This is a genomic window from Halorubrum sp. Hd13, assembly GCF_002252755.1.
In the GTDB taxonomy this organism is placed as follows: Archaea; Halobacteriota; Halobacteria; order Halobacteriales; family Haloferacaceae; genus Halorubrum.
This window is the reverse complement of the sequence record NZ_NHOY01000114.1, coordinates 1-1,838: the sequence shown is the minus strand read 5'-3', so window position 1 is coordinate 1,838 and position 1,838 is coordinate 1. Positions and strand designations below refer to the sequence as shown.

The 1,838-nt window shown below is 69.8% G+C and carries 3 protein-coding genes; all 3 read right to left on the bottom strand.

The genetic code is table 11. The features are described from left to right. Positions 1-120: 120 nt before the first annotated feature. Entirely contained in the window at positions 121-1,026 is a 906-nt protein-coding gene (gene azf / locus DJ81_RS15430) for an NAD-dependent glucose-6-phosphate dehydrogenase Azf (RefSeq protein WP_094590457.1), read from the bottom strand. A gap of 124 nt (positions 1,027-1,150) precedes the next feature. Next, positions 1,151-1,501 (bottom strand): cell division protein SepF, encoded by a 351-nt coding sequence (gene sepF, locus DJ81_RS15425; protein ID WP_094525416.1) that lies wholly within the window; start codon positions 1,499-1,501, stop codon positions 1,151-1,153. A gap of 62 nt (positions 1,502-1,563) precedes the next feature. Further along, a partial coding sequence (locus DJ81_RS15420; RefSeq protein ID WP_141212600.1) for a hypothetical protein occupies positions 1,564-1,838 on the bottom strand: 275 nt, incomplete at its 5' end.

The following is a 1,838-nucleotide window of genomic DNA, read 5'->3' as shown; positions in this document are numbered from 1 at the left end:
GTCCACGTGGTCCGCGAGCCGCGCGGCCACCTGCGGCCGGGCGTCGGGCTCGCGGACCACGTGGACCTGGCGGAGCGGAAGCGTCGCGACGTCGACGACCTCTTTTAAATTTGAACTCGGTTAGGCTCCGTCGGTCGGCGTGTCCGGGTCCGAGGGGAAGTTCGGCTTCCCGGTGACCGCGGGGTCGGTCCCGCCGTCGGGACCGATCCCATCGCCGGGGTCGCCCCCGTCCGACTCCGCGGCCCCGTCCTTCGGCTCGCCCTCGAAGGTGTAGTCCGCGGAGTTGTCGGCGGGGTCGTAGCCGAGCGCCTCGCGGGCGCGCTCGATCGAGTAGTAGCGCCGGTCGTTGTTCGAGATGCCGTAGACGACCTCGTAGCCGTAGTCGGCCCGCAGACACCGGTCGAACAGGTGCGCGCAGTCCCGGTGCGAGAGCCACATCGCCTGCCCGCGCTCGTACTCCCGCGGCGGGTGGTCCTTCGTGAGGTTCCCGATGCGGACGCAGACGACGCTCATCCCGTGTTCGTCGTGGTAGAGGCGCCCGAGCGCCTCGCCGGTCGCCTTCGAGACGCCGTACAGGTTCCCGGGCCGGGGGAGCTCGGTGCCGTCCAGCCGGTAGTCGTCGTCCGTGCGGTACAGGTCCGGGGTCCGGTCGTCGGTCTCGTAGCCGCCGACGGCGTGGTTCGAGGAGGCGAACGCGAACTTGTCGACGCCCTCGTCGACGGCCGCGCGCATCACGACCTGCGTCCCGTCGATGTTGTTGCGGAGCACGGAGTCCCACGGCGCCGTCTTCCGCGGGTCGCCGGCGAGGTGGATCACGGCGGCGACGCCCTCCATGGCCTCCCGGACCGCCCGCTCGTCGGTGATGTCCGCGACGTACCGGTCGGCGTCGGTGACCCCGTCCGGCACCTTCGCCGCCGGGAGCGGCTCCCTGTCGAGGAGTCGCCACTCGTAGTCGTCCCCGATGCCGCGGAGGATGGCCTGCCCCACCCGTCCGCCGGCGCCCGTCAGCAGGACCGGCTCGTCCATTCGGTCGTACGTGGGCGGGAGACGGGCATATAATACACGGTTCGGCCACGCACCGGCCGATCGCGGGGACCGTGCGCCCGCGGCGAGATATCCGAAGAGAGTCAGAGACCGAGACGAATCCCGGTTACAGCTTCTTCCGGGAGATCGAGACGCCCGTCGGCGTGACCACGATCTGGTCGTCGCCCTTCTGCACGATGTCGCCGTCGACCTCTTGAGCGACCTGGCGAAGCTCGTCGATGATGTGTTCGATCGTGCGGTCCGACGTCGAGTGACGAGTGATGTCGGCGATGACGAAATCGCCGTCGTAGACGGCGTCTTTGATCGGGATGACGTCGCCCTGGTCACCGATCTCCGCGATGTGTACCTGCATCCCCGTCTCGGCGTGCGCCTCGGCGAAGTCGTCGAGGTTGAGCTCGACGTAATCGTCGACGGAGCGGTTGCCGCCCCCGCCGAGGATCTTGCTCATGATGCCCATACACACTACACGTCGAGGTCGGACATTAGTTCTTACGTCAGACGCACCCGGTCCGCGGGTCGTCAGCGGCTCTCGTCGAGCCGATCCTGCCACTCTTTCACGCGCGCGAGAAGCTCCACGGGCGCGGTCTCCGCGACGTCGACGTCGCTCAGCTCCTCGATCACGGCGCGGGTCTCGGGGTCGAGCCGATCGGCCCCCGCCGCCCCCGCGCTCTCGGCGCCCTCGGGGCGTTCGGCGGATTCGTCGGTCTCGGGGCGTCCGGCGGACCCGTCGTCACCTCCGGCGTCGTCCGACGCCCGCTCCCGGCCCGTTCGGTTTCGGCCCTCTTCGGGGGCGG

Coding starts and splice junctions, on each gene's coding strand:
- azf (WP_094590457.1), bottom strand. CDS start 1,026: ATGGACGAGCCGGTCCTGCTGACGGGCGCCGGCGGACGGGTGGGGCAG.
- sepF (WP_094525416.1), bottom strand. CDS start 1,501: ATGGGCATCATGAGCAAGATCCTCGGCGGGGGCGGCAACCGCTCCGTC.